Below are 24,590 nucleotides of genomic sequence, written 5' to 3' on the forward strand. Positions count from 1 at the left end.
CCAACATTAGCTGAAATAGCTAAAATTAATATCAAGCAATCCATAATTAAACCTCTAGAGCCTGGTAATTTACTTTAGGGAAGTCCTCAAGCCCTAAGCTGTATTGAATAAACTGTTTCACCAGTAATTCCGCTTTCTTGATGGCTTTCTTTTCACGTTTACGCAAATGCATTAGAGAACTACCGTGTTGTCCATGTCGTTCGAATGAAAATCTCTCAGCCAAAACGACTCTATTCTGCATTTCTATAATTGCCATATCGGTTAGCCCGGAAAAATCTAGCAGGTTAATATCTTTGCTACCTTCCAAGGTTGTCATATGATCGAATACTTGAGCTTGCAATTCATAGCTGTAACTCATTGCCATCAGACAAGCTTCACGTTTCGGAAATTGATAAATACTACGGGTACTCACAGCCCCATTTCCTACAACATAAGAATCATCGGCTAAAAATTTAGCTGATGTTTCCCCAAGGACTTTCGGCACCTTTGCCATAAAGTTTTTATGAGATAACTTACGATATTTCTTAGAAGGAAAATGAAGCCCTTCCATCACTGCTTTTTCTTTACGATCAGCATTGATGTAATCAACCATCTCGAGACTGCTCATAGTTGGCGTGGGGCTTACAGAAATACCATAATGCATAAATTCAGATTGAGTTTGGCCGCTGGCAATTAAGCCAGAATTTTTCATTTTCATGATTTATTTCCCGTTAAATAAGGTTATTGCGTAATAACTAATACTGAAGATATAGCTCATAAAATTAAGCAACCTCCTTACGAGACTCAGCGATACGCTGATTAATCCATTCGTCAATTTCGCTCTCAACGAAAGCAATAGAACGGATGCCAATCTTGACGGATTGAGGAAAGCGTTTCTGACTAATAAGGCGATAAATCCATGCCTTACTATAACCAGTACGGCGGCGGACTTCTGATAAGCGAATGAGTGATTGTGACATGTATTCTCCTGTTTCTGTTTATTGTCGCGGGTGGACGTTGAGATAACAGGGTGAATATAGTTATTGAAAGATAATCTCGTCATTGCATGCAAAATTAATTAATTGATTTTAAATGTTTATTTGCATTTGCAAAGACACCATTTATAACTCTCTCGCTAAGATTTGCCATCTTTTTATCATCTATACGAGAAGCAAGGTCGCCCTGAGTCCACTTCCTGGCTTCTGATGTTGTTATCTCTTTAAGAACTGCTCCTATAACAGTTAAAAGCTGAGATTCAGAAAACGCGGATTCGTCCTCTGATAACCTTGCTTCAAATTTTGACATGTTAGCCGGAGACATTCCTATTTCACATCCAGAAGGGAGTCCACCAGCAGGAAAATAATGACTCCCATTCAATTTGAATATCTTATTTAATTTATCTAATGGGTCTAATGCTTCATCATCACGATTTTTATTAATATACTTTTCATCAAATTTTTCTTGCAAATTATAAAGAATACCATCGTTATCCCTTAAGATAACTCCATCAAGGTTTGTCAGCTCGTCCATTTCCTTATTTTTATTTGCTTGAATTAACCACATAATATCAATGGATTCAGAACCTAACATCGATAGTTCATATATTTGTTCTTCTAAATAATCAATTTCGCCATATTTCCATTCAACCATTTGTACACTATTACAATAGTAATCAAATGTTTTTTGTTCCTCAGATAACTCACAGCCATGGCTTTTCTCTAAAAATTCTTTATGTTTCGCTATTAAATATTCATTTTCTTTTTCGATATAATTAACATCATTTTCATCTTTGCCAGAAAAGAAACAGGAAAATGAAAATAACTTTCTCATCCTCTCACCCATAGGGGTGTGTATCTCCCACATTTTTTTAGCAACATATTTTTTGTCAAAAGGGAATTTAACGGATAAAACCAACTCGCCATCAAGAGCAAGTTCCAACAAGTCTAAAGCGTTAACTGGTTCATTAAGAGCGATAGATAATCTTGATGCGGCTTCATTTAAATCAACCCATTTTTTTACTTTTAACAATTTACTTTTAACCACACACCACCTCTTGCCCTCTATCATTCAGTAGAGATTATGCCAGCCAGTAGAGGTGTACTGGTTTTCGGTAGCGAACCTAGGCATAACCTTGTTCTTTCAATTCATTATACATATAAATCAACGTCTACTATAGTTTACCACTGTCTATATATCCAGCTTAAGTCCGATTGCCTAATGTGCCATAAATCACATTATCGCTACCTCATGAATGATGACACCACGGAGTTACCTACCAGAAAGTGCGATTTAAGTTAATAGGTCGGGTAAATGGCCCCTAAGTCGGGTATAGGTCGGGTAAATGGCCCCTAAGTCGGGTATAGGTCGGGTAACTTGAAAGATATAATTAACTGATATAGATACCTTTTATTTTATTTACCCGACTACCCGACTTACCCGACCTGTTTTCTCGCGCGTATAGAAAAATTATTTACCGTCACATTCCAATCTATCCAGATAGTCCGCGTACCACTGGAGCATTTCTCTTCGCCCATCCAGATACTGAGCGTGGTTATAAGTCCCGCGGGTGCTATTCTTATCGACGTGAGCAAGCTGTATTTCAATCCAATCAGAGTTATAGCCTTGCTCATTTAGAATTGTGCTCATGGTATGCCTAAAGCCGTGTCCAGTAGTTCGGCCTTTATATCCTAAAAGCTCGATAACCTGATTAACACTCTCTTTGCTGATGGGTTTGCGATGGTCATTTCTACCAATAAAGACCAGAGGGTAACGGCCAGTAATAGGCTGTAACTGGTGAAGTACATCAATAGCCTGGCATGATAATGGAACCGTATGAGGGCGACGCTTCTTCATTATTTCAACCTGAACATGCCAAATACCATGTTCAAAATCGATATCTTCCCATCGCGTAAAACGCATCTCTTGCGTTCTGACTGCTGTTAGCATCAGGAACTTTGTTGCCAATTTAGTAATGACACTACCTGTATAGCCGGATAGGTCACGGAGAAAATGAGGGAGCTCATCAGCTTTTAAGAATGGAAAGTGATTCTTTTTATGAGGAGTTAATGCAGTAGCGAGATCGGGAGCTGGATTATATTCAGCCCTTCCGGTAACAATGGCATAGCGAAATACTTCACCACAACGCTGACGAACCTTACGCAGCTTTTCCAGAGCCCCACGTTTCTCCATTCGTCTTAACGTCTCTAGCAACTCCATAGGCTTTATATCCGCAATAGGGCGCTTACCAATAAACGGAAATATATCACCCTCAAAAGTACTAATAATCTCGTCACGATAGCGAATAGACCAACGATCAGCTTTGGATTTATGCCATTCTCTGGCAATAGCTTCGAATGTGTTCTCTACTGATACTTTCTGTGCCTGTTTTTCTGCCTTCCTCTGTTCACTGGGATCTTCACCAGCAGCAATCAGTTTTCGAGCTTCTTCACGTTTTAACCTGGCATCAGCCAAAGAGGTATCTGGATACACCCCTACAGCAAGTAATTTTTCTTTGCCCGCAATTCGATACTTCAACCGCCAATATTTAGAACCATTCGCTTTAACCAATAAATACAGACCTCCTCCATCAGTGAGCTTATAGTCTTTCTCTTTCGGCTTGCTAGTCTCCACCTGGCGGGCATTTAGCTTCATTTGGGGGTATCTCTTTTTGGGGGTATAAAATGTACCCCCAAATGTACCCCCAGATGACCGTAGATTTCAATAGACTATAAAATACATCAAGATACTAAGGCGGGTCTTTAACACTGATTAAATAAGGGTTTTGTAGACTTTGTGAGATGTAAAAAGACATGAAGTGGCGGAAAGTCACAGGAGTCGAACCTGCCAGGGACCGCTGGCGGCCCCATCTGGATTTGAAGTCCAGCCGCCCCACCGGGGACGATGACCTTCCGTTTTAGAAGCAACAGAAGTGCTGTAACAGATGAGCCCGTCGATTATACCGTTAAACGAATGGGATGGAACTGCTAATTTTTCTCGTAACTTGCGGTTTTTGCGCGTGCTCACAACCACCGCAAACCGCAATCAATACACCAGCTCGCCGAACTTATCCCGATACTCTTTTGGCGTGATGCCGTACTCTTTCTTAAATACCGAATAGAAATACTGTAACGATGGATAACCGCACATCTGGGAAATCTCGTTAATCGACAGGGTACTGGCAGCCAGAAACTCGCTGGCCCGATTCAACTTCTCCTGATGGATCAGGCCATGAATAGTATTGCCGGTTTCATCACGAAAGCGCTTTTCAAGATTAGAGCGGGAAATACCGACTGCATCCAGCACTTGCTCCACTTTAATGCCCTTACAGGCATGGTAGCGGATAAAATGCATCGCCTGAATCACTGCCGGATCGTGCAGCGAACGGTAATCCGTTGAGCGGCGCTCCACCACTTTCACTGGTGGTACCAAAATGCGCTGAACCGGAAAATCACCCTGCTTCAGCAGCTTATGCAACAGCTTGGCCGCCTGATAGCCCATCTGACGAGAACCCTGCGCCACCGAAGAGAGTGCCACCCGCGACAAATAGCGGGTCAGCTCTTCATTATCAATGCCAATAACGCACATCTTTTCTGGTACCGCGATATCCATATGTTCACACACCTGTAGCAAATGACGAGCGCGGGCATCGGTAACCGCAATAATTCCCGTATGGGCTGGCAGGTTCTGTAACCAATCCGCCAGGCGGTTCTGAGCGTGCTTCCAGTTTTCCGGCGCGGTTTCCATTCCCTGAAAAATAGAGTGACGGTAATTTCCTTCAGTAACCAACTGACGGAAAGCATGCTCCCGCTCCGTTGCCCAGCGATGAGAGATATGGTGTGGTAGTCCGTAAAAGGCAAAGTGGTTTAGTCCCTTCTCCTTTAAGTGCATAAAGGCGGTGCTGACCAGAGCATGGTTGTCGGTAGCAATATAATGAACCGGAGGATAATCCTCGGGTCGATGATAAGAACCGCCAACGCCCACTACCGGTATATTGGCCTGGCTTAGCGCCTGCTCGATTTCCGGATCGTCAAAATCGGCAATCACCCCATCACCCAGCCAGTCTTTAACGCTGTCTATGCGGCAGCGAAAATCTTCTTCGATAAAGATATCCCAATCGCATTGAGAAGCCTGTAAGTACTCGCCAACACCTTCAATAATCTGCCGGTCATAAACCTTATTGGCATTAAACAACAGCGTAATACGGAAGCGTTTTTCAAACATGGCGTTCAATTTCCCGATCAACACAAGATAAATCACCACTGCCGCTGGGTCGGCAACCCTCTGTTCAGGTTGAATGGAGTAACACAATTATCCATAGCCTGTCAGGTCACACTGCTGAAAATACAACGCTCCGCACACTTTTCAGCTAACCAATAAACCCATAGCTGAAAATATGTACGGAGCCGCCAGACCAATCTATCAGGCGCGTTTTTTAGTGGCAGAATCCATCCACACGGCCAACAGTAAAATGGCACCTTTAACGATGTACTGCCAGAAGGTCGGAACATCCAGCATACTCATGCCGTTATCCAGTGATGCCATAATAAATGCCCCCATCACCGCCCCGGCAACGCTGCCCACACCACCTGCCAGACTGGTTCCGCCAATAACGCAGGCAGCAATGGCATCCAGCTCGGCAATGTTACCCGCCGAAGGTGACCCCGCCCCTAAACGAGAACTGAGGATCAAACCAGCAATCGCCACCATAAGTCCATTAATCGCAAACACCGCCAGCTTGGTCCGTTCAACGTTAATACCTGACAGTCGGGCCGCATCAATATTGCCACCAATGGCATAAATACGACGGCCAAATGCAGTGCGGGTTGCCATAAAGATACCCACCATCATCAGCGCAGCCAGAATCAGTACCGGCGTTGGTACACCACGATAATCATTCAGCAGGTAAATAGCCCCTAACAGGATCACGGCGGTGATGGCCTGACGCCCCACATCGCTGCCTTTACCCGGCACCGGCAATCCCAGTGCTTCACGGTGCGCCCGCTGACGCCATTGCCAGATAACAAACAGCACCATCACGCCGATACCAATACCAAAACCCAGGCTGTCCGGTAGATAGCTTTGACCAATTTGCGACATGGCATTACTGGTTGGGGAAACCGTAGTACCGTTGGTGATCCCGACCAAAATTCCGCGGAAGGCCAGCATTCCTGCCAGCGTAACGATAAATGACGGCACTTTGCGATAGGCAACCCACCAGCCGTTCCATGCGCCTAATAACAGCCCCATCACCAGCGTGACAACAATCGTCAGCGGCAAAGGCCAACCAAACCAAACATCAAAAATCGCCGCTGCTCCGCCGAGCAGCCCCATCATCGAGCCAACCGACAGGTCAATCTCCGCCGAAATAATGACAAACACCATCCCTACCGCCAGAATGCCGGTAATCGCCGTCTGGCGCAGCAGGTTAGAGATATTACGTGCGCTGATGTAGGCGCCATCCGTTGCTACGCTGAAAAACAGAATGATCACCACAATGGCGGCCAGCATCACGAAAACCTGCAGGTTCACGCGCTTAGGCTGAGCCGGACCGGCGGCTTTTCCGCCGGTATTTCCCGTGGTTGATAATGTTTCATTAGACATGTTGTTCACTCCTGAGTGCCGCTTCCATAATCTGTTCTTGTGTCAAAGACCGGTTGGCTAAATCCGCTTTAATACAGCCTTCGTGCATCACTAATACCCGGTCGCTAAGGCCCAGCACTTCGGGTAATTCTGAAGAGATAACAATCAGGGCAATACCCTGCTCAACCAGTTGATTAATCAGCTTATAAATTTCATATTTGGCACCGATATCAATGCCCCGGGTTGGTTCATCCAGAATCAGAATTTTAGGATTAAGTAACAGACACTTAGCCAGAATGGCTTTTTGCTGATTACCGCCGCTCAGGCGGGCAATGGCTAATTCCGGCGATGAGGTTTTGACCTTCAACCGCTCAATAGATTGCTGAATGGTGGACTGCTCTTTGGCATCGTCCAGTATGCTCAGCCAGCCGCTAAAATCGTCCAGCGCTGCCAGCGTCATATTGGCACCAACGCCCATCACCGGGATAATTCCATCTTTCTTACGATCTTCCGGCACCATGGCGATACCGTGGCTGATGGCGTCCTGACAGTTGCGAATTTTTACCGCTTTGCCACCAACTTTAATTTCCCCTTCCCAGCGCCCGCGATAGGCACCAAACAGGCACTGAACGGTTTCGGTTCTTCCTGCGCCCACCAATCCGGCAATGCCCAGAATCTCCCCTTTATGCAGCGAGAAAGTGACATTATTCACCCGACGAATATGGCGGTTAATCGGATGCCAGGCGGTCAGGTTATCCACCCGCAGCACCTCTTCACCAATAGTGTGTTCTGATTGAGGGTAGAGTTCTTTTAGCTCACGACCTACCATCATGGCAATAATGTCGTCTTCGCTCATCTCACTGGCCTGACGGGTGCCAATATGTTTGCCATCGCGAATGACGCAAATCAGATCGGAGATGGCTTTCACTTCGTTCAGTTTGTGAGAGATGTAGATACAGGCAATGTCATGACTTTGCAGATCGCGAATGATATTCAGCAGAATTTCAGTTTCGCTTTCCGTCAGTGATGCGGTGGGCTCATCCAGTACCAGCAGGCGAACTTGCTTATTCAGCGCTTTGGCGATTTCCACCAGTTGCTGTTGGCCTAACCCCAACTCACCCACTTTGGTATCCGGACTGACCGCCAGCTTCACCTGCTGTAACAGACGCTGACAGCGTAAAAACATGCTGTCGTAATCCATGATGCCAAAACGCCCGCGTTCCGAACCAAGGAAAATATTCTCCAGCACGGTCATCTCTTTCACCAGAGCCAGTTCCTGGTGAATGATGGCAATGCCTTTCTGTTCGGTATCGCGAATGGTTTTTGCCTGTATGACGTCACCAGAAAACAGAATATCACCCTGATACTGACCGTAAGGATAGATACCGCACAACACCTTCATTAGCGTTGATTTACCGGAGCCATTCTCCCCGCACAAGGAGAGCACCTGCCCGGCATCTAACGTTAAAGAGATGTCATCGACGGCTTTGATATCACCAAAAGCCTTGGTGATATTTTTCATTTCTAACAGATGTGGCATCACATGTACTCCACAAAGCGATAACGACCATTAAGCTGATGCTGGGTGCCACTTGTGCGGCACCCGATTGCAGGAAAATCAGTTATAGATGCTCTCTTTGCTGTGGAAGCCATCGGCCACAACCGTTGAATCGATGTTGGATTTATCCACCTGAATTGGCGTCAGCAGATAAGATGGCACATCCTTTTTACCGTTATTCAGGGTGGCGTTGGCTTTTGGCGTCTCGCCTTTACCCATTTCTACCGCAATCTCTGCCGCATCATTTGCCAGCTTGCTGATTGGCTTATACACCGTCATGGTTTGAGTGCCGGCAACGATACGCTTGATACCGGCAAGGTCGGCATCCTGACCGGAGATAGCCACTTTCCCCGACAGTCCTTGTGCTACCAGTGCCTGAATCGCACCACCGGCGGTGGCGTCATTGGAGGCAACCACTGCATCAATTTTGTTATTGTTAGCGGTTAAGGCGTTTTCCATAATTTTCAACGCGTTTTCTGCTAACCATGCATCAACCCACTGGTCGCCAACTATCTTGATTTTCCCTTCTTTAATCAGAGGATTAAGCACGTTCATCTGCCCCTGACGGAACAGCTTGGCGTTGTTATCCACCGGTGAGCCGCCCATCAGGAAGTAGTTCCCCTGAGGTACACGCTCAACCAGACTCTGAGCCTGTAACTCACCCACTTTTTCATTGTTAAAGGAGATATAAAAATCGATATCCGCATCGTTAATCATGCGGTCATAAGCCAGTACTTTGATGCCTTCGCGTTTAGCTTCTGCAATAACGTTGCTTAGTACCTGACCGTTGTAAGGAATGATCACCAGTACATCTACGCCACGGTTAATCATGTTTTCAATCTGCGACATTTGGGTCTCTTCGTTACCGTTGGCAGACTGTACAAAGACTTTGGCCCCTAGCGACTCGGCTTTTTTGACAAAGATATCGCGATCTTTCTGCCAGCGTTCTAAACGCAGATCGTCAATCGCCATACCTATTTTGACTTCTTTGGCATTTACCATGTGTCCTGATAGCGCCAGCGATGCACAAACGGCAAGTAAAACATGCTTTAATTTCATTTGATAACATCCTATTTTGGTTAAGCTATTTCAGTGAAACTGGGTATTTCCCCGTTTCTATTTATTACCGATAAATATTTAACCACTATAGTGTTATCAGTTATAACCAGAGTATCAATTACAGATTCTTACCCCGTTATTACGTTTTTTAGTTTATTTTCATTTTTTTGAGAGAGGTCATGTTTTACTAATAAAATAAAAAAACAAATGAATGTTTTGATTTTAAAAATAAAACATAACCAATTGTATATAAATACAATATTCTTATAAAACCATAAAAACAAACACCCCACAAAATAATCATCTTACCGTTTCATGGCTTATTATTGTGAGCATAATCACAGTAGTTAAATTTCGTAATTCACTATTCAAATCTAGGAATAACCCTCCTTTTTTTAAAGTTCTATGATTCCCTCCATATAAAACTAATAGCGCTAAAACTGCGTCCATTTATATTTTTAAAAAAATGTAATAACGCAATTTTATTATTTATTCAGCTTGTTGTTTCAATAAAAAATAAATTGCGCTTAATGCACTTGACCGAATGACCTAAATACATCGCTTAAAGGAAACCACCATGACTCAGTATTTCGATAAACTTGACCAGGTGCGCTACGAAGGCACCGCCAGTAACAATCCACTGGCCTTCCGCCACTATAACCCGGATGAGTTGGTTCTGGGTAAGCGTATGGCTGACCATCTGCGCTTTGCCGCCTGTTACTGGCACACCTTCTGCTGGAATGGTGCCGATATGTTTGGCGTAGGTTCATTCGATCGCCCATGGCAATCAGCAGGTGATGCTATCAAACTGGCAAAAGCCAAAGCCGACGTTGCTTTCGAGTTTTTCCATAAGCTAAATGTTCCTTTCTACTGCTTCCACGATGTGGACGTATCGCCTGAAGGCAGTACGGTTAAAGAGTATCTGAACAATCTGGCGATAATGACCGATGTACTGGCAGAAAAGCAGCAGGCAACCGGCGTAAAACTGTTATGGGGCACGGCTAACTGCTTCACCAACCCGCGCTATGCTGCCGGTGCAGCGACTAACCCGGATCCGGAAGTATTTGCCTACGCCGCCACTCAGGTAGTCAGTGCCATGCAGGCCACTCAACGTCTGGGCGGTGAGAACTATGTGCTGTGGGGTGGCCGCGAAGGTTATGAAACGCTGTTAAATACCGACCTGCGTCAGGAGCGCGAGCAGCTAGGTCGCTTTATGCAAATGGTGGTGGAGCATAAACATAAAATTGGTTTTAACGGCACCCTGTTGATTGAACCAAAACCACAGGAACCAACCAAGCATCAGTATGATTACGACGTAGCAACCGTGTACGGCTTCCTGAAGCAGTTTGGTCTGGAAAAAGAGATTAAGGTTAATATCGAAGCTAACCACGCTACGCTGGCGGGCCACAGCTTCCACCATGAGATCGCTTCTGCCATTGCATTGGGTATTTTTGGCTCAGTGGATGCCAACCGTGGCGATGCTCAGCTTGGCTGGGACACCGACCAGTTCCCGAACAGCGTAGAAGAAAACGCGCTAATTATGTATGAAATCATCAAAGCGGGCGGTTTCACCACCGGTGGCCTGAACTATGATGCCAAAGTACGCCGCCAGAGCACCGATAAATATGACCTGTTCTATGGCCATGTTGGTGCCATGGACACCATGGCGCTGGCGCTGAAAATTGCCGCTAAAATGGTACAAGACGGTAAACTGGACCAAAAAGTCTCCGAGCGCTACGCTGGCTGGAATGGCAAACTGGGTCAACAAATCCTGGAAGGCGAAAGCTCACTGGATTCACTGGCGAAGTATGTGGAAAGCAATAACCTGCAGCCACAGCATAAGTCAGGGCAGCAGGAGCTGCTGGAGAATATGGTGAACCGGTATTTGTTTGGTTAAGCTCTTGATCTTTCGGTTGACCTTGACGTTATTTTTTTGAGCACTTGAACTCAGCCAACGACTGAGAGAGGGTAGCACGACCCGCATGGACGCGGGTCGAGGCACTGATTCGCTCCAGGCGAAGCAGTGCCGGTGCGTAAGCCCGAACGAAGAAGGAGGGAAGTCGCGTCAGCGACCTGAGTTCCTGTGCGAAAGGCGCGGGGTACAGGGGCATTCGCCCTAATGCCCCTGCTCGCCGGTAGCACAATGCCGATATAGACACTGAACGATTAACGGCGAAACTAACACCATTCTGGACAAACATCCTGAACAACAAGGATCACTCACTATGTACATCGGTATCGACCTCGGTACTTCCGGCGTAAAGGTTATCCTCCTCAGCGAGCAGCAGCAGGTTATTGCCACTCACTCTGAAGCACTTTCTATTTCCCGTCCTCATCCCCTTTGGTCAGAACAGAACCCTGATGACTGGTGGCAAGCCACCGATCGGGCAATGTTAGCGCTGGCAGCACAGCATGATTTGAGTTCGGTTAAAGCCATGGGGCTGACCGGACAAATGCATGGAGCTACCTTGCTGGACAAGCAGATGAAGGTATTGCGCCCGGCCATTTTATGGAACGATGGCCGCAGTGCTGCCGAATGTGCGGAATTGGAAAAACAGGTTCCTCAGTCAAGAGCCATTACCGGCAACCTGATGATGCCGGGATTTACCGCCCCTAAACTAAAGTGGGTGGAAAAACATGAACCCACAATCTTTCAGGCAATAGATAAAGTTCTGTTGCCAAAAGATTACCTGCGTTTGCTGATTACCGGCGAACTGGCCAGCGATATGTCTGATGCAGCTGGCACCATGTGGATGGACGTTGGTAAACGTGACTGGAGCGATGAGATCCTCTCTGCCTGCCATCTCAGCCGCAATAATATGCCGAAGCTGTTTGAAGGCTGTCAGATTACCGGCAATGTTAAAGCGGATATCGCTGCTCGCTGGAAGATTGGCCAAATCCCGGTAGCGGCCGGTGGTGGTGATAACGCAGCCGGTGCTATTGGCATTGGGCTGTATCGTGCAGGTCAGGCGATGCTTTCGCTGGGAACTTCCGGCGTCTATTTTGCCGTCAGCGATGGTTTTTTAAGTAATCCGGAAAGCGCGGTTCACAGCTTCTGCCATGCGTTGCCAAATACCTGGCACTTAATGTCGGTGATCCTCAGTGCTGCTTCCTGTCTTGACTGGGCCTGTAAATTAACCAATATTTCCAGCGTACCGGAACTGTTGAAAGCCATTGAGCAAACCCCTGCTGCCGATACGCCAGTGTGGTTCCTGCCCTACCTTTCCGGGGAACGCACACCGCACAATAACCCGGCAGCTAAAGGCGCATTCTGGGGGTTAACTCATCAACATAACGCCACCGATCTGGCCAGAGCGGTGCTGGAAGGGGTGAGCTTCGCACTGGCCGATGGTATGGACGTATTACACGCTACTGGCTTGAAACCAACTCAAATCGCACTGATTGGCGGTGGTGCCCGTAGCCCATACTGGCGTCAGCTTCTGGCGGATATCAGCGGCCAAACGCTGGAATACCGTACCGGTGGCGACGTTGGTCCGGCACTGGGTGCTGCACGACTGGCGCAAATTGCCATGAACCCTGGCGTTGCGCTGGCAGATCTCTGTCCGGAATTACCGTTAGAACAGCGCCATCAGCCAAATCCTGCGCTTTATGCCCGCTATCAGGAAAGAAGAGCGACGTTTAAAACGCTTTACCAGCAACTCCTGCCATTGTGTTAATCAAACCCAAACCTGTTCATTAAATCCACATAATGAACAGGTTTAATCAACCACTTGAATTATAAGTGATTACCTCTGATTTTTCGATCGTCACATCGGTAAATTTTTTGCCTCTCGGTGTCACTTTATTACGACAAGGTCTATGCTTATCACGATTTCCACTATTTGAAGGGAGTAACCATGATGCGTATTTCTTCTGTTTTACCTGTTGTACTAAGCCTTTGTTTTTTATCCGGCGCGGCGATGGCTGCGGACACAACGGCAAAAGAGCCAACCAAAGCTCAAACCGCCCAGCGCGATAAAATGAGCAGCTGTAATAAAGAAGCAACAGACAAAGATCTTAAAGGTGATGAGCGCAAAGCTTTCATGAGTAACTGTCTGAAAGCCAAACCTGCAGAAAGCGAAAAGAAAATGACTGCTCAGCAGCAAAAGATGGCTGACTGTAATAAAGAAGCCGGTGAAAAAGCCCTGAAAGGCGACGATCGTAAAGCCTTTATGAGCAGCTGTTTGAAAGGTAAAGCGGATACAGCTGAAAAGGCCGTAACGCCACAGCAACAAAAAATGGCCGATTGTAATAAAGAAGCCGGTGATAAAGCGCTGAAAGGCGACGACCGTAAAACCTTTATGAACACCTGCCTGAAAAAAGCGGCCTGATTCTTCCCTCCATAACAAAAATATCCCGCCATCAGGCGGGATATTTCAAGTCTGATGGTTCTTAAGATTGTCAATCGACGGCAAGGACGGGTGTTGGGATCGACTTGGCATAAGCGCTCCATAGCTAACTACTGACGGTTTCCCGACCGCACTCCGTGCAGATATAAGCACCGTGTTTTTACGGTCGGAATATTCAGTGAGGCCAATTTATCGGGTTTGTTAGCAGTCTCATATATCTCGCCTGACATCTTTATTTCCGCTAATCATCACATCATTTTTTATCACCAACCAATTGACCCTACCCCAAGGTAAGTGCATACTTGCAATTGTTATATTATAACATATCAATTAAGAGGTGATCATGCAGGTATTAAGTTCTCTACGTTCCGCCAAACAGCGCCACCCGGACTGTAAAGTGGTGCGCCGCCGGGGCAAGATTTACGTAATATGCAAAACCAATCCACGATTTAAAGCGGTACAGGGTGGAAAGAAAAAGCGTTAACCCTTATTCAAAGCAATTTAGTCACAAGCACTCTCCCAGTGAGTGCTTACTAACAATTCATCTTGATTGATTTGCTTTTCAGATTATCGGCATCAAATACCGGGAAAAATAAATATCCTTAATAATCATTCAAATATCTTTATCCCCTTTTATTAAGTTAGTGACTACTAACATATTCAGTGTCTACACCACCGCTTATTGCTCATTTATTAACCTCACTCAACACAATTCGTGTTTAATCTGTTCACATAACGCTCTATTGTTAATGCCAACAGGCTATTTACAATGCTTAAAAACGATCTGTTAGCGGGAGGATGTCGCAATGTTGGCTGGATTAGAACAAAGAAAATGCAAAGTTAATCATATAGATATTAGTTATCGCACCACCGGTCAGGGGCCTGCATTGTTGATGCTTCATGGCCATCCCCAAACCCATATGATGTGGCATAAAGTGGCTCCGGCTCTGGCACAGCACTTTACCATTGTAACGGCCGATCTGCGTGGATACGGAGACAGCGATAAGCCGGTGTCTCCACCGGGTCAGAGCCTCTATTCCAAGCGCCTGATGGCTCAGGACATGCGTGAACTGATGAATCAACTGGGGTTCTCACAATTCTATGTGCTGGCACATGACAGAGGTGCGCGTGTAGCCCACCGTCTGGCACTGGATCACGCAGATGCGGTATCAGGAATGGTTCTGCTGGATATTGCCCCAACGCTGGCCATGTACCGCCAAACCAATGAAAAATTTGCCCGCGCCTATTGGCACTGGTTTACGCTGATTCGCCCTACCCCTTTCCCGGAAAAATTAATCGAAAGCGATCCCTTACTTTATCTGCACAGCGTAATGGGGGTTCGCAGCGCGGGTATGGCGCCATTTACCCCACAAGCACTGGCTGAATATCAACGCTGCCTGAGCCTTCCCGGTGGGGCCTACGGCGTTTGTGAAGACTATCGGGCCAGCGCCGGTATCGATCTGGAGCACGACCAGCACGATCTGGATCGAGGGCACCACGTTACCTGTCCGATGCTGGCACTGTGGGGACAACATGGCGCAATAGAGCAATGTTTTGATGCGCTGACGGAATGGAAGAAAGTCGCCACCAATGTTCAGGGAAAAGCCATGCCATCCGGCCATTATATAGCTGAAGAGGTGCCTGAGCTGCTCACCAGAGAAGTAATGGATTTTTTTACCTCCATTCGCTAATGCCAACCAGACAACGAACCAAGAGAATAACATCATGGCTTGTGCAAAAACCTTATATCGAAAACTGATTGATTCCCATACCGTCCGTGAGCTGGACGATCAGGGCAATGTGCTGCTGTATATTGACCGTTCCATACTGAATGAATACACCAGTCCGCAGGCATTCAGCGGACTAAGAGAGAAAAACCGCAAGGCATGGCGACCTGAAAGCGTCTTGCTGAATGTAGACCACGTAAACCCTACCCGCCCGGTGCGCGATAACAAAATGACCGATCCCGGCGGTCAGTTACAGGTGGACTATTTTCGCGAAAACAGTCGCGATTTTGGTATCGAACTGTTTGATGTTTTAGATACCCGTCAGGGTATCGAGCATGTGGTCGCCCCCGAACAGGGATTTATATTGCCGGGTATGGTGATCGCTGCCGGAGACAGCCACACCACCACCTACGGAGCCCTTGGCGCCTTTGGCTTTGGTATCGGTACTTCTGAGATTGAACATTTTCTGGCAACCCAAACGTTGGTTTACAAACGTCTGAAAACCATGCGGGTTAAGGTTATCGGTAAACTCGGTTCGTCAGTCACCGCCAAAGATATCATTATGTTACTGATTCAGAAGATTGGGGCTTCCGGCGCTACCGGTTTTGCCATCGAATTTACCGGCCCGGTGATTACTCAACTCAGCGTTGAAGGTCGAATGACCATCTGTAATATGGCGGTGGAAGCCGGTGCTCGCGGGGCCTTTATGGCGCCGGATGAAAAGGTGTATCACTATTTGCAGGATAAGCCCCGCGCGCCAAAAGGCGAAATGTGGGAGCTGGCGCTGCAATCATGGCAAAACTTATCTACCGATGAGGGAGCAGAATTCGACCGGGAAGTAGAACTGAATTGCGATACCCTCGAACCTATGGTGACCTGGGGTATCAGCCCGGATCAGGCCGATAATATCAGCGGCAAACTGCCCGACCCTGTAAACGAAAAAGATCCTCAGAAGCGTCTGGCACAGGAAAAAGCCCTGGCCTATATGGCGCTGAAACCCGGTATGCGTTTAACCGATATTCAAATTTCTCACGCCTTTATTGGTTCCTGCACTAACGGGAGAATTGAAGACCTGCGTCTGGCGGCAGAAGTGCTGAAAGGTAAGAAAATCGCTTCACACGTCAGAGGGATGATAATTCCCGGCTCAACCCTGGTACGGCAGCAGGCGGAGCAGGAAGGCCTGGCGAAGATCTTTATCGATGCAGGATTTGAGTGGCGTCAGTCCGGCTGTTCCATGTGTCTGGCAATGAATGAAGACGTACTGGAACCCGGCGATCGCTGTGCCTCCAGTACCAACCGTAACTTTGCCGGTCGGCAGGGTGCCGGCTCCCGTACCCATTTAATGAGCCCGGCTATGGTCGCCGCGGCAGCTATCGCCGGGCATCTGACGGATGTGCGCTCAATCAACGGTGGAGAACAATAATGCAAACGTTCACAGTGGTTACAGGGAAAGTGGCACCGATGATGGATGCCAATATCGATACCGATGTCATTATGCCAAAGCAGTTTTTAAAAGGCATCGATCGTCAAAATCTGGATCGTGGCCTGTTTTTCGATCTGCGCCTGCTATCAGACGGTCAACCCAATCCTGAGTTCATTCTTAACCGTCCGCCGTGGCGCGACAGCGCATTTATGGTGGTTGGCCCTAACTTTGGCTGTGGTTCCAGCCGTGAGCATGCGGTGTGGGGCTTACAGCAAACCGGCATTCGCGCCCTGATTGGCACCTCATTTGCCGGAATCTTTGCGGATAACTGCCAGCGCAACGGCGTATTACTGATTTGCCTGACGCCCGAACAGGTTGCAGAAGTGGCCGCCGTCGCCGCTCAGCCGCATCACAACACCGTCAGCATTGATTTATCGCTACAGCAAATTCAGTTGGACGATGGACGCACTATTGGCTTTCAACTGGATGAACGCAACAGACAGGCACTCATGAAAGGATTGGATGCCATTGGGGTAACAATGGAATATGAGGGAGAAATCAGGGAGTTCGAAGAACAATACAGGGAAAGAAATCTTTGGGTGCAAATACCCCGCCCTGAAAATTAGTCATTAATATATTATTAAATATTGATCCCATTTCAATGACTAACCATATAACGTTTACGCTGAAGAATGGTAGAGAGGCGTTAAAATAAACGCCTCTCTATTCCCCACTTCCTGCACTTCCTGCACTTCCTGCACTTCCTGCACTTCCTGCACTTCCTGCATTGAAGCCTAATCATGTTGAGCTTGAAGGCGAGCTTTGACGTTTCAAACACAGCAATCCAACCCCCCCCTTTGTACCTTGATTAGAATAACTACGGCCTTTACCTGCTGATTTTCATTTCTGCCCGATGAAGCAAAAGCATTGCATTTTCATATATTATATATTATATATGATTTGCCGATGCCAATCAGAGGATAAAAAAATGAGAGAGTTGGGCATTACCTATGAAGAGGTTTATGACCTCCTTCACCAAGCCTGTACCACGATTTCTCCTGATGTGCTCTACCTCATGAGAAATGCGGTGGAGCAAGAAAGCTACCCGGAAGCCAAAGTATTTTTACAAACGATGATAGATAACGTCGCTCAGGCAACTGAAAAAGATAAGCCTGTGTGTCAGTCTCCTGGCTACCCCACCGTTTGGATCCGTTTTGGTGAAGCATTCGATATGGATCCGTTATTAAGCTATCTGCCCAAGGCGTTAACCGAAGCGACCAAAGCAGGCTTAATTCGCCCCAGTATTGTTCATCCACTGACTCGTCATAATCCTGGCGACAGTACCGGTGAAGGGGTGCCAAATATTGAACTGCAACATGTATCTGGTCAGGAATATGTAGAAATCATCATGAGTGCCAAAGGATGCGGTGCCGAGCTGGGTAACGTATCAAAAATTTTGACGCCAGCGACGCTGGGTAAAAACTACAGTGGATTAAAACGACTGGTGTTGGATACGGTCATTAATGCCGGTGGATTCCCCTGCCCACCTTCCGCTATTGGTATTGGTCTCGGTGGACAAATGGATGTTAGCGCCAAACTGAGCCGCGAAGCAATTAGTACCCGTAGCTGGCTGGATCACAACCCCGACCCATTGCTGGATCAACTGGAACAAGAATTACTGGAAGATATCAACCAGCTGGGCATTGGCCCTGCGGGAATTGGTGGAAAAACAACAACGTTGGCAGTGAAAATAGCCGGTGCCGCCACTCACACCGCTATTTGCCCGGTCACTATCAATTTTCACTGCTGGGTCGCCCGTCGATTTGGCGTTCGTATTTACCCGGACGGCAAACGTGAAATGCTCTTTCAGGTGAAGGAATAATTATGGCCATTTATGAACTAACCATACCCTTACAAGATACTGACATTGAGCAGCTTAATGTTGGTGATGCAGTGTACCTGACCGGCACTGTTTGTACCGCCAGAGATATGGCCCATCTTAACATGCGTGAACTGGTTGATAATCACCATCCGCTGCCAGAAAACCTTCAGGGCGGAGTTATCTTTCACGCAGGGCCGGTGATGGTGAAAGATGCACAAGACCATTGGCAGCTTCGGGTCATTGGTCCCACAACCTCAATTCGCATGGAGCCTCACGCTGAGTTTATCGGTCAGCAGGGTATTAAACTGATTATCGGTAAAGGTGGAATGGCAGAAGGTAGCTTAGCGGCCTTTAAAAAACACAAACAGGCGTATTTACAAGCCGCTCCTGGTTGTGCCGTCGTGCTGGCCGAAGGCGTCAGCAAGGTTAAAGCCGTTCATTGGCTGGAAAATGGAATGCCGGAAGCGATGTGGGTCATGGAGACTGAGCGTTTCGGGCCATTTATCGTCACGATGGACTGTAAAGGCAACAGCCGTTATGACACAGTGAAGGCTCACGCTAAAGAAAAAGCGGACGCCATCATGAAAGAAAAAAGCTAAATTCGTTAAGTCTGGTTCTTCAGCCATAACAAAGACAGCGTGAACGCCTTTGTTATGGCTGGTCGTTATCTTGCTCTTTAAGCAGATTAGAAAAATAATTGTTAAGTTTATCGTAAGAGCGGCTCTTGTGTTTAAGCATCAGCTCTGCCATCTCTTTTCCTTTCTTTTCCGCAATCAGCTGAATCATCTCCCGATGCTCTTGTAATGACATGTCAACAACGTCAGGGAACAGATCGAAGATGGTCTTAGTACGTCGCTCATTGCTCAAAAGCTCACTCAGTAGCTTTTTTAAATAAGTATTATCGCTTGCTTCAACGATCAGTTGGTGAAACTCACGGTTAGCATTAGAGTAATCGGTGTAATTATGTTCCTGCGCCATATGTACGCTTTTCTCATATACTTTCTCGAGCTCATCAACTAACTCTGGCGTCGAATTTTCTGCGGCCAGTCTGGCGGCCAGAGGCTCAAGGGTTTTGCGGATTTCCAACATATCCTGCATTTCCTTAACGGAAAGCCTCTTCACCCGAGACCCCTTATGAGGACTCATTTCAATCAGATCTTCAGCGGCCAATTCCTTTAACGCTTCGCGAACAGGAATATCACTGCTGTCATACATACCTGCCAGTTGGTGAATAACCAGACGGGTATCTGCCTTCAGCTCACCTGACAGAATCCGATGTTTTAGATCAAAGTAGATCGTCTTCGCTTTTGTTTTCATTTTTATTGAGACCAAACGTCAAGTGTCAAACAGCGAAAACCGCTGTGTATAAGCATGATTTTACTCAATAGACGGGGAAAAGAGTAGAATACTTTTTCTTTTATGAGGTTAGCGCATGTGATGAATGCGTCAAGAAATACTTTCGGCCTCATATTTCTGACACGACCCTGCAATAGCATCCATTTATATCTTATATATTAAGCATGATTATCAACGCATAACCTGTTTACAGGCGTTCTTGTGAACAGGTTATAAGTTTGAGTGAAAACGAGATTTTTGTTACTGAAGGGATAGCGGAATATCAGCAAAACAGTGCTCAATACAATAAATCATTCTTTTTATATTGAGCACCTGATGGATTAACGCTGGTTAAATTTTTCTCAAATAACTCAACAGCGGTACAATTTCCGCGCTTTGGTCCATGTGTTTAATGAACGCCAGCACCTCTTCCGACGCCTGCCGATCTACGTTATGCGTCAAGTTGAGAAACTTTTTCTCCAACATTGCGAAATCCGCAACATCAGTGGAGTCCATGACTTCGCATTGATAGACTTGCCCATCCTCCATAAAGACAGTGACATGCGCCTGTCGTTTAGGGAAGCGTGCCGTCGCCAGCTCAGATTCAACAACCTCAATTTTTTTCGCCAATTCCAGCACATCCGGGGCTTGTAATACTTCGGGTTGGAATTCGGCTAACGAGACCTGACCAAACAGCATGGCTACCGCCATACAGTATGGTAGCGAAAACTTGGCTTCATCCTCATTTTTCACTTTCAGCGCCGCCGTCAGGGATACTGAAATACGGTAAGTTTCTACCTTAATACCGATTATTTTTTTCACATCGGGCGCATATTCTTTCATCAGGCTAAATATGGCGTCCAACGGCGAGTTCGTGTGACCACAGGACGCGTAGACCTTATAAAATGCCGTATCGGACAGCAGTTCTGACGCAGAGAGGCGATCAAAGTAGGCTAAAGAGTCCGCATCGCTGGTCGCCATTACATATCCTTTTTCTCCCATCATTGCCGACGGTGATCCGGTAAATCCTTCTTTCGCCAACAGCGCAGCATAAACACCATTTTGGCAGGCATGTCCCACATTTAACGCTTTGGCGTGTGAACCAAATGATGCCACCAATCCACTGGCTAACGTTGCTGAGATACCCAACGCGTTACAGGTTTGCTCTGGCGTGAGCTGCATTAATGATGCCGCCGTGGCGGTAGCCGCAAAGGTCCCGCAGGTACCCGTGGTGTGCCAATAAGCATAATGTGAAGGATTGACTGTCTGCCCCAGGCGAATATAAACATCGTAGCCAATAATCAGCGCTTTCAGAAACGCCTGGCCGCTGACATTCAGTGATTCACCTAATGCCAACGCAACGGGTAAGGTTACTGAACCCGGATGACCTATCGCCTTACGATGACCATCATCCAGTTCAGATACATGACCAATGACACCGTTTACCATCGCCGCCATCGCTGCGGGATAACGCGCTCCAGTGCCGATAACCGTCGCCTCTTCCAATCCGCCAGAACCCGTAAAAACACGACGAGCGATGTCGGATTGCGGATAGTGCACTCCTGCCACCGCACAACCCAGCCAGTCAATTACTCGATACTTCATGTCCGTCATCAGCCGCTCTGCTATCGATTCGTCACGACAATCAACAATAAAATCGGCTAATTTTTTCTGAACATCTTTTCCCATGATCTCCCCCCTTGATCAGGAGGCTACGACGCGTTTAACGCGCCGCGGCCTCCTGAGTGGTGGTATTAATGAAACGTGGTTCAAGGCAACACGACAGTAAAGGTCAATATAAAATTGACTAACATACATAAGATGAGCTGAATCGCGTTGCGTTTGACAATTTGAAACGGCGAAACACCGGCAATACCAGCAACAGCCACAATCGCACCGGTTACCGGTGATAATGTGCGACCAAAACCCGTCATGGTTTGCAGTGGCAACAACATAGCGGCAGATGGCACACCCATTTTCGCGGCAATAGCGGGAATCAGCGAAGCAAATGAAAAGAATGGGGCATTACCTGAACCCATCAGGAAAGCAACGGCACCGATGATCAGACTCATCAGAATAATCATAAAGCCAGCACCCAGTCCTGCACCTTCTACACCCGTAATCAGTGATTCGACAGCACCGATAGCGATAAGCCCCTCACCGAACACCTGACCGGCAATAATCAGCGCCACAACGATGGTCAACTGTTTTCCCAGACCTTCAAAGAAAGACTTCATGCCGTTAAGCACTTCAAGCGTGTTACGGTTACGGATGAACTCAAATAGCATGGCAACCAGCGTACTGAGCACAATCGCTGAAGGCACACCGACTTTGATATCGATACCGAACTGACCAAGCACCACTGGATTGAAAAGCAACAGAATAACCAGCGGTACGATCGGCAGCAGCGCGTAAATCTTCGGTACTTGGGCCACCTGCCCTTCCTGCTCCTGACGAAACCGCGCCTGCAAGATCAAATCCTCTGGGTCTGGCCCTTCACGACGTTCCCAGAAGCGCTGTACGAAGTAGTGAGAAACCAGCATCGTCGCCAACAGGGGAAAGTAGATCATCATTTGCCAGCTAAGGAAATACTCCGCCCACTCAATACCTGAGATCTTGGCCGCCAGCAGACAGTTGGCCGATCCGGGTCCTAAATCAAAGAATCGACTAGAGCCAATGATAGCCACCGCAGTCAGTCGAGACACGCCTGCGCGGATCATGACGGGATACAACGTCACCATCAGCATCAACGCTAATCCTGATGCACTCGGGATAGCCATACCGATGATTTGAGAAACAACAAACCCCATACATGCCAGTAAATAAGGCGATTTGATATACTTCAACGGGCCACCAACAACGGCATATAGCGCCTGACCCGCATTCAGCGTATCCATGTAGCGAGAAAATCCCCCCATCGCCATAATGGCTAACCCCAACCCACCGAGGTTACTGGACATAATATTTTGAACGACCTGAAAAATATCAAAAAAACCACTACCCGTTGATTTTTTCAGCGTTAATCCCGGGCCGAGATCGAGCATTACTGATGTTCCTAACAAGAACACGCCGGCGATCAACAGCACCGCCGTCGCATATCCTTTTCTTGCTATCATCCAGGCGACCCACCCGATAACAACAAGTGATATTGTTAATCCCATACTTTGACTCCTCACGAAACCAATGGCTTCGCGCAAATAACCCACTATCAATATTCGGGAGGTATTAACACCCTGGACTTTGCCTCCCTCATCAGGGCTACCGCTGTTCTTTTATTATTTATTCATGATGAAGCACTGACCTGAATGTGTTGTTGTTAATCGTCAAACTTGCTGGCGAATGTCATAACAACGACATATCGCCAATCGACATTTTTCTTACTCACATCAGGTATGTTCAACACTCACTAAAGGCGGTGCCCTTCGGTAATAGTTGCTGATTACTTCACGGTCTCTTTTGGTGACTCAGCAATTGATTTATCTGTCAATTCCTGACCAATTCCCGGCAGATCGGGAACACTGTACTGACCATTTTCCGGTAAATAGTCGTACTTACAGGTCGCACGATTGCCATCTAACAAGGAGTAGCGGTGCAGCTCGTGAATACCGAAATTAGGGATCGCACACTCCAGTTGAAGCGACGCCGCCGTCATAATCGGACCGCCGCAAACATGGATTTGGCAGGTGGTATCGTAGATATGGCCCATATCACAAATCTTCTTCGCTTCACTGAAGCCACCACAAGTACCGAGATCGGGCTGAATCAAATCAATAATGTGTTCTTCAAAGAAGGGACGGAAGCCCCAGCGAGTATAAATACGCTCACCGGCAGCGATAGGAATATTGACGTTTTGCTTCACTTCTTTCAGCTGCCCCGGATTCAGGTTCATCACAGGTTCTTCATAGGCAGAAATGCGGAGCTCTTCAATCATCCGACCAAAGCGAATTGCAGAAGCCGTATCAGTTAATGCGTGAGCTTCTACGATGATATCAATATCATCACCAATCGCGTCACGGATAGCCTTAAGGCGCTTATAACCTACCTTCAGTTCACGGTCGCTAAATACACCGTACAGGTTACTTTTCTTCACGCCGCCCTGTTCGTTAATCTCATTAACATCAACTTTAATCGCATCATAACCATCAGCCACTGCCTGTTCTGCCGCCGCCGCATACTGTTCCGGCGTGGTCAGGATCTCTTTCTTCTCTGCATCTCCCCAGCCAAACTGTAACTGACTGGCGTAGGTACGCAGTGTGTCGCGACATTTCCCGCCCAATAGCTGATAACAGGGCACATTAAGCGCTTTCCCTTTGATATCCCACAACGCAACATCAATAGCGCTCATCCCGGCCGAAACGACGGTTCCTCCGCCTTGTCCCCAGAAGGTTTTCTTCTGCATCTTGTCCCAAATTTTTTCCGTTTCCATGGGATCCATACCGATGATAATACTGGCAAGATCTTTAGCCATGCCAAACCCGGCCGAAGCCCCCACACCGTAAGCCATGCCCACTTCACCGAAGCCAGAAATGCCTTCATCGGTATTAATACGAACCACAATCGGGCGCCACTTAGCAACAGCAGACTGAAGTGGGTTTTTCACATCAATAATATCGACACTAACGATTTTCATCTTAATTCTCCTTAAGGCACAAAAACATAACCACATGAAAAATAAAGCGATACAAGCATCACTTACTCG

General features: G+C 47.0%; 21 protein-coding genes and 1 tRNA gene. 9 read left to right on the forward strand and 13 right to left on the reverse strand.

All coding sequences use genetic code 11. The features are described from left to right. Positions 1-46 precede the first annotated feature (46 nt). From EKN56_RS19825 to xylF, 9 genes are all read right to left on the reverse strand, one after another. Positions 47-643 (reverse strand): Rha family transcriptional regulator, encoded by a 597-nt coding sequence (locus EKN56_RS19825; protein WP_130593789.1) that lies wholly within the window; start codon positions 641-643, stop codon positions 47-49. Positions 644-761: 118 nt separating this feature from the next. Further along, positions 762-959, reverse strand: coding sequence for a helix-turn-helix transcriptional regulator (locus tag EKN56_RS19830; RefSeq protein ID WP_130593367.1), 198 nt, complete (start codon positions 957-959; stop codon positions 762-764). A gap of 94 nt (positions 960-1,053) precedes the next feature. Beyond that, the gene (locus EKN56_RS19835; RefSeq protein WP_130593368.1) at positions 1,054-2,022 is read right to left on the reverse strand and encodes a hypothetical protein; all 969 of its coding nucleotides are present in this window, start codon (positions 2,020-2,022) and stop codon (positions 1,054-1,056) included. A gap of 423 nt (positions 2,023-2,445) precedes the next feature. Next, positions 2,446-3,630 (reverse strand): tyrosine-type recombinase/integrase, encoded by a 1,185-nt coding sequence (locus tag EKN56_RS19840; RefSeq protein WP_130593369.1) that lies wholly within the window; start codon positions 3,628-3,630, stop codon positions 2,446-2,448. A gap of 164 nt (positions 3,631-3,794) precedes the next feature. After that, positions 3,795-3,889: transfer RNA gene (locus EKN56_RS20995), tRNA-Sec, on the reverse strand. A gap of 131 nt (positions 3,890-4,020) precedes the next feature. Beyond that, positions 4,021-5,199: a D-xylose utilization transcriptional activator XylR gene (gene xylR / locus EKN56_RS19845; protein ID WP_130593370.1), complete on the reverse strand. Its 1,179-nt coding sequence runs from the start codon at positions 5,197-5,199 to the stop codon at positions 4,021-4,023. Positions 5,200-5,397: 198 nt separating this feature from the next. Then, positions 5,398-6,579 carry a xylose ABC transporter permease XylH gene (gene xylH / locus EKN56_RS19850; protein WP_130593371.1) on the reverse strand — a complete coding sequence of 394 codons (1,182 nt, stop codon included), beginning with the start codon at positions 6,577-6,579 and terminating at the stop codon, positions 5,398-5,400. Next, positions 6,572-8,098 (reverse strand): xylose ABC transporter ATP-binding protein, encoded by a 1,527-nt coding sequence (locus EKN56_RS19855; RefSeq protein WP_130593372.1) that lies wholly within the window; start codon positions 8,096-8,098, stop codon positions 6,572-6,574. The genes xylH and EKN56_RS19855 overlap by 8 nt, the downstream gene beginning before the upstream one ends. 78 nt (positions 8,099-8,176) lie before the next feature. Next, positions 8,177-9,175 carry a D-xylose ABC transporter substrate-binding protein gene (gene xylF, locus EKN56_RS19860; RefSeq protein WP_130593373.1) on the reverse strand — a complete coding sequence of 333 codons (999 nt, stop codon included), beginning with the start codon at positions 9,173-9,175 and terminating at the stop codon, positions 8,177-8,179. A 577-nt stretch (positions 9,176-9,752) separates the two neighbouring features. Between xylF and xylA the strand changes: the two genes are divergently transcribed. The 9 genes from xylA (at position 9,753) to EKN56_RS19905 (ending at position 19,155) form a co-directional block, all read left to right on the forward strand. Then, the gene (gene xylA, locus EKN56_RS19865; RefSeq protein WP_130593374.1) at positions 9,753-11,072 is read left to right on the forward strand and encodes a xylose isomerase; all 1,320 of its coding nucleotides are present in this window, start codon (positions 9,753-9,755) and stop codon (positions 11,070-11,072) included. Between the two features lie 328 nt (positions 11,073-11,400). Then, positions 11,401-12,852, forward strand: a complete 1,452-nt coding sequence (gene xylB, locus EKN56_RS19870) for a xylulokinase (RefSeq protein ID WP_130593375.1) — start codon at positions 11,401-11,403, stop codon at positions 12,850-12,852. 243 nt (positions 12,853-13,095) lie between these two features. Further along, positions 13,096-13,506, forward strand: a complete 411-nt coding sequence (locus EKN56_RS21680; protein ID WP_407656564.1) for a PsiF family protein — start codon at positions 13,096-13,098, stop codon at positions 13,504-13,506. Positions 13,507-13,867: 361 nt separating this feature from the next. Further along, positions 13,868-14,008 carry a type B 50S ribosomal protein L36 gene (ykgO, locus tag EKN56_RS19880; RefSeq protein WP_130593376.1) on the forward strand — a complete coding sequence of 47 codons (141 nt, stop codon included), beginning with the start codon at positions 13,868-13,870 and terminating at the stop codon, positions 14,006-14,008. 322 nt (positions 14,009-14,330) lie between these two features. Continuing rightward, positions 14,331-15,215 carry an alpha/beta fold hydrolase gene (locus tag EKN56_RS19885; RefSeq protein WP_130593377.1) on the forward strand — a complete coding sequence of 295 codons (885 nt, stop codon included), beginning with the start codon at positions 14,331-14,333 and terminating at the stop codon, positions 15,213-15,215. A gap of 34 nt (positions 15,216-15,249) precedes the next feature. Further along, entirely contained in the window at positions 15,250-16,674 is a 1,425-nt protein-coding gene (gene leuC / locus EKN56_RS19890; RefSeq protein WP_130593378.1) for a 3-isopropylmalate dehydratase large subunit, read from the forward strand. Then, positions 16,674-17,300: a 3-isopropylmalate dehydratase small subunit gene (leuD, locus tag EKN56_RS19895; RefSeq protein WP_130593379.1), complete on the forward strand. Its 627-nt coding sequence runs from the start codon at positions 16,674-16,676 to the stop codon at positions 17,298-17,300. The genes leuC and leuD overlap by 1 nt, the downstream gene beginning before the upstream one ends. 362 nt (positions 17,301-17,662) lie before the next feature. Next, positions 17,663-18,556, forward strand: coding sequence for a fumarate hydratase (locus EKN56_RS19900; RefSeq protein WP_130593380.1), 894 nt, complete (start codon positions 17,663-17,665; stop codon positions 18,554-18,556). 2 nt (positions 18,557-18,558) lie between these two features. Further along, positions 18,559-19,155: a FumA C-terminus/TtdB family hydratase beta subunit gene (locus EKN56_RS19905; protein ID WP_130593381.1), complete on the forward strand. Its 597-nt coding sequence runs from the start codon at positions 18,559-18,561 to the stop codon at positions 19,153-19,155. A gap of 52 nt (positions 19,156-19,207) precedes the next feature. Here the strand turns inward: EKN56_RS19905 and EKN56_RS19910 are convergent, their stop codons facing one another. The 4 genes from EKN56_RS19910 to EKN56_RS19925 form a co-directional block, all read right to left on the reverse strand. Continuing rightward, positions 19,208-19,873, reverse strand: coding sequence for a GntR family transcriptional regulator (locus EKN56_RS19910; protein ID WP_130593382.1), 666 nt, complete (start codon positions 19,871-19,873; stop codon positions 19,208-19,210). Between the two features lie 369 nt (positions 19,874-20,242). Then, entirely contained in the window at positions 20,243-21,580 is a 1,338-nt protein-coding gene (locus EKN56_RS19915; RefSeq protein WP_130593383.1) for an MmgE/PrpD family protein, read from the reverse strand. An 80-nt stretch (positions 21,581-21,660) separates the two neighbouring features. After that, entirely contained in the window at positions 21,661-23,052 is a 1,392-nt protein-coding gene (gene dcuC, locus EKN56_RS19920) for a C4-dicarboxylate transporter DcuC (RefSeq protein WP_130593384.1), read from the reverse strand. A gap of 278 nt (positions 23,053-23,330) precedes the next feature. Then, positions 23,331-24,521, reverse strand: a complete 1,191-nt coding sequence (locus EKN56_RS19925; protein WP_130593385.1) for a mandelate racemase/muconate lactonizing enzyme family protein — start codon at positions 24,519-24,521, stop codon at positions 23,331-23,333. Between the last annotated feature and the right edge of the window lie 69 nt (positions 24,522-24,590).

Origin of the sequence: Limnobaculum zhutongyuii, from assembly GCF_004295645.1 — a bacterium.
Classification (GTDB): Bacteria; Pseudomonadota; Gammaproteobacteria; order Enterobacterales; family Enterobacteriaceae; genus Limnobaculum; species Limnobaculum zhutongyuii.